This window comes from Streptomyces africanus, from assembly GCF_002150735.1.
Lineage (GTDB): Bacteria > Actinomycetota > Actinomycetes > Streptomycetales > Streptomycetaceae > Streptomyces > Streptomyces africanus.
Genome location: NZ_MUKA01000648.1, coordinates 1 through 4,531, shown reverse-complemented (window position 1 = coordinate 4,531; position 4,531 = coordinate 1). Strand labels below are relative to the sequence as shown.

Annotated in this window: 4 protein-coding genes; all 4 read left to right on the top strand. The window is 75.2% G+C overall.

Annotated elements, in window-relative coordinates; genetic code table 11:
- A partial coding sequence (locus CCL05_RS43085) for a PucR family transcriptional regulator (protein ID WP_244204627.1) occupies nt 1–514 on the top strand: 514 nt, incomplete at its 5' end.
- An 80-nt stretch (nt 515–594) separates the two neighbouring features.
- Nucleotides 595–2,088, top strand: coding sequence for an ABC transporter substrate-binding protein (locus tag CCL05_RS43080; RefSeq protein ID WP_086565900.1), 1,494 nt, complete (start codon nt 595–597; stop codon nt 2,086–2,088).
- Nucleotides 2,085–3,854 (top strand): ABC transporter permease subunit, encoded by a 1,770-nt coding sequence (locus CCL05_RS43075; protein WP_244204626.1) that lies wholly within the window; start codon nt 2,085–2,087, stop codon nt 3,852–3,854. Before CCL05_RS43080 ends, CCL05_RS43075 begins: the two co-directional genes overlap by 4 nt.
- On the top strand, nt 3,844–4,531 hold a 688-nt coding region (locus CCL05_RS43070; protein ID WP_107400600.1), incomplete at its 3' end, for an ABC transporter ATP-binding protein. The genes CCL05_RS43075 and CCL05_RS43070, both read left to right, overlap by 11 nt.

The following is a 4,531-nucleotide window of genomic DNA, read 5'->3' as shown; positions in this document are numbered from 1 at the left end:
CCGCGGAGCGGCCGGCGCCGCTCCCTCCGGCCCGGCAGGCGGCGCCTCGCGCGGGGCGGGGAGCGGCGCCGGCTCCCCCGCCGCCGGTCTCGCAACCCCCCGCTCCGGGCTCGCCGAGCTGGGAACCGCCTGGTGGGAAGCCTCGGCGGCGGCGCGGGCCGCGTTGGCCGAACCCCGGCTGGGGCCCGTCGCCGAGTGGGCGTCCATCGGGCCGTTCCGGCTGCTCACCGCGCTGCCGCCGGAGGTGGCCCGCGACCCCGCGGTGCACGCCCTGCTCTTCCCCGTCCACCGGGAGCTGGCCCGTACCGCCGAGGTCTACCTCGACTGCGCCGGCCAGGCCGCCCGGGCCGCCGCCGAGCTGGGCATCCACCGCCAGACCCTGTACTACCGCCTGTCCCGGATCGAGAAGCTCACCGGCCTGGACCTGGACGACGGCGAGGACCGCCTGCTCCTGCACATGGCGTTGAAGGGCGCCCGGCTCGCACAGGGTCACGGCATCGGGCCGTCCGGATAAGACCCGCTTCTGAAAACGATTATCATCATGCTACGGTCATGGCGCTTCCGTCCTTTACCAGGCATTGACCGAGGTGTCCCGTGCGCGTCCCCGCCCGTCTCGTCCCCCTCGCTGCCCTCAGCGCGGCCTCCGCCCTGCTCACGGGCTGCTTCTCCGGTGGGCAGCCGGCCACCGACGGCTCCGGCGCGGGGGGCAAGCGCGTACGCGTCGCGATGATGCAGCCACCGCGCTCGGCGCTGTCCCCGCTGTCGGACGACGCCTTCAAGCTGTCGCGCTGGTCGACGGCGGAGACCCTGGTGAAACTGGACGCGGACGGCGACGCCGAACCGGCACTGGCCACCGAGTGGACCCAGTCCGGCCGGAGCTGGACCTTCACCCTGCGCGACGGCGTCACCTTCCACGACGGGACGAAGCTCACCGCCGAAACCGTCGTCAACTCCCTCACCAAGGCCGCCGCCGCCTCCCCCAAGCCCCGCATCCTCGACGGCGTCGACCTGACCGCGAAGGCCGACGGCGACAAGGTCACCGTCACCACGGCCACCGAGGACCCCTTGGTCCCGCAGCGGCTCAGCTCCCCGCAGCTGTCGATCCTGGCCGCCAGGGCCTACCAGGGGAAGACCGTCGACCCCGTCGGCGCGGGCACCGGCCCCTTCGAGCTGACGAAGGTCGACGGCACCTCCTCCGCCGCCCTCGACCGCTACGACGGCTACTGGGGGAAGAAGGCCGAGGCCCCCGGCATCGACGTCCGGTTCGTGCCCGACGGCACCGCCCGGGCCGCCGCCCTGCGCAGCGGCGAGGCCGACATCGTCGAGGCGGTGCCGGTCTCGCAGGCGGCGGTGCTGGACCGGGACCTGATCACCGAGGTGCCCATGCCGCGCACCAACACCCTGTACCTGAACACCGAGAAGGGCGTCTTCAAGGACGCCGCGCTGCGGGCGGCGGCCCGTGAGGCGATCGACGCCGAGTCGATCGTGAAGGGCGTCTACGAGGGTCGCGCCGATGTCGCCGAGGGGCTGCTCGGCCCCGCCCTGCCGTGGGCGGCCGGATTGCGGGGGCCGGTGAAGCGGGCCGAGGCCGGCGACCCGGCCGGCAAGACGATCACCATCGGCACCTTCACCGACCGCGCCGAGCTGCCCGAGGTCGCCGCCGCGCTGCAACAGCAGCTCAAGAAGGCCGGGTTCAAGGTGAAGCTCGACGTCCGCGAGTACGCCAACATCGAGTCCGGCGCGCTGACGGGCGCGTTCGACGCGTTCATCCTCTCCCGCGCCACCGTCCTGGACTCCGGCGACCCGGCCGCCTACCTCTACAGCGACTTCGCCTCCGACGGCTCCTTCAACATCCCCCAGCTCGCGGACCCGGCCGTGGACAAGGCCCTGAAGAAGGCCGCCGAGACGCCGGCCGGCGACGCCCGGCGCAAGGCGGTCATCGCCGCCGAGGCCGCCGTCCTCGGCACCGACGCGGCCGTGCCCATGCTGCACGAGCGCGTGATCCAGGGCGACGCCGCCGGCGTGACCGGCGCCGCCCACGACCCGCGCGAGCGGGAACTGGTCACCGCGGACACGCACGTCAAGTGAAAGCCCGCATACGACGGTTGGCCGGCGCCGCCGCGCTGACCCGCCTGTTCTGCCTGATCGCCGTCCTGGCCGCCGTCGGCCTGCTGCCCTGGCTCTCCGGCCGGGACCCCGCGCTCGCCGTGCTGCGGGCCCGCTCCGCCGAGCAGGACCCGACGCAGGAGGCCCTGGACTCCGTACGCCGGGACCTCGGTCTGGACGCCGGGCCCCTGTCCCTGCTCGGCGGCTGGGCCTCCGGCCTGCTGCACGGCGACCTCGGCACCTCCTGGGTGTCGGGCACCGAGGTCCTGCCCTCGGTGGTCTCCGGGCTCCAGGTGTCACTGGCGCTGATGGGCGCCTCGCTCGGCCTGGCGCTGCTGGTGGCGTGCACGCTGGTCGCGCCGGTGCTGGTGCGGGGCCGGTCCTCGGCCGGGGCGTGGGCCGCGATGCTGGTCGCCGTACCCGAGTTCCTGCTGGCCACGGTCGTGCTGCTGGTGTTCGGGGTGTGGCTGGGGTGGCTGCCGACGTCGGGCTGGGCGGGGCCGGAGAACATGGTCCTGCCCGCCGTGGCCCTCGGTGTCCCCGGCGGCGGCCTGCTCGGCCGTCTGGTCGCGGACGCGCTGCCCGCCGTGCTCGACGAGCGGTGGGTGGAGCTGTGGCGGGGCGCCGGGGTGAGCCGGGCGCGGATCGCGGGGGCGGCACTGCGCCGCGTCCTGCCGCCGCTGGTCCCGCAGTTCGGGATGGTCGCCGTGGGGCTCACCGGGGGTGCGGTCGCCGTGGAGACGGTCTTCGCCGTGCCGGGCATCGGCCGTACCGCGCTCGGCGCGGCCAAGTCACAGGACCTGCCGCTGCTCCAGGGCGCGGTGCTCGCGCTGCTCGCGCTCGGTCTGGTCACGGGCGCGCTGGCGGCTCTCGCCCGGCGGCGGCTGCTGGGCCCGGCCCTGCGGGACGCCTCGCTGGCGCTGCCCCCGGCACGGCCGGTGCGCGCCCATCCCGCGATCCCGTTGTCGCTGTTCACCGTCCTCGCCGTGACCATCGGCTGGGGCCTGCTGCGCGACCCGTACACCGTCGACACCACGGCCCGGCTGGCCGCGCCTTCCCGCACCCACCCGCTCGGCACCGACGGCCTCGGCCGTGACGTGCTCGCGCGCCTCGGCCACGGCGCCGCGTCCACGGTCGGCACGGCCGCGGCCGTCTGTCTGCTGAGCCTGCTGGTCGCGCTCGCCCTGGGTTTCCTGCCCCGGATCGCGCAAGGCGCGTCGGACATCGCCAACGCCCTGCCCCCGGTGATCGTCGGCATCCTGGTCGCGGCGGCCGTCGGCCCGGGCACCGGCGGCGCGGCCCTCGCCGTCGCGTTGATCTCCTGGCCGGCCCTGTCCGCGCACGCGGCGGCGCTGGTGCAGGAGGTGCGCGCGTCGGCGTTCCTGACCGCCCAACGGGCCATCGGGGCGAGCCCGTTGTGGATCCTCACACGGCACGTCCTGCCGTCGGTGGCCGCCCCGGTCGCCCGCCATGCCGTGCTGCGCCTGCCGGGCATCGCCCTGGCCCTGGCCTCGCTGGGCTTCCTCGGTCTGGGCGCCCAGCCGCCCGCTCCCGAGTGGGGTCTGCTGCTCGACGAGTCCCGCGCCTACGTGGAACGCGCCCCGTGGGCGGCCCTCGCCCCGGCGGTGGCCCTGGCCCTGCTGGCGGGACTCGCGGTGTCGGGAGCGGCACTCACACAGGGCCGGAGGATACGGCGCGCCACCCCGCCTCCGGTCCAGGCCAAGAAGGAGGCCCCCGTTGGAGTCTGAACCACTGCTGTCGGTGCGCGAGGTGCGGATCGCCTTCGACGGGGTCGAGGCCGTGCGCGGCCTGTCCTTCGACGTCCGGCCTCGCGAAGTGCTGGCGATCGTCGGCGAGTCGGGAGCGGGCAAGTCCCTGACGGCCCGCGCGCTCCTCGGCATGCTGCCGCGCGGCGCGACGGCGAGCGGGACGATCGGCCCGGACCTCTCGGCCCACCGGGGCCGACGCATCTCCCTGGTCCCGCAGGACGCCCTGTCGGCCCTGTCCCCCGTGCACCGGGTGGGTGACCAACTCGCCGCCGCCGTACGGTCGGTGGCCGGTATCTCCCGCAAGGAGGCCCGGGCCCGGGCGGTCGCGGCCCTGGACCGCGTCGGCATCCCGGACGCGGCACGCAAGGCGCGGGCGTATCCGCACGAGTACTCCGGCGGGATGCGGCAGCGCGCGGTGATCGCCATGGCCACGATCAACGAACCGGACCTCGTGGTCGCCGACGAACCCACCACCGCCCTCGACGAGGAGCGCCGCGACCAGGTGCTGCGGCTGCTCGCCGAGCAGCGGGAGGCGGTCGGCGCCGCGCTCGTCCTGGTCACGCACGACATGGACGCCGTAGCGGGCCATGCGGACCGGGTGCTGGTCATGTACGCCGGGCGCCTCAGCGAACTGGGCCCGGCGTACATGACCAGCA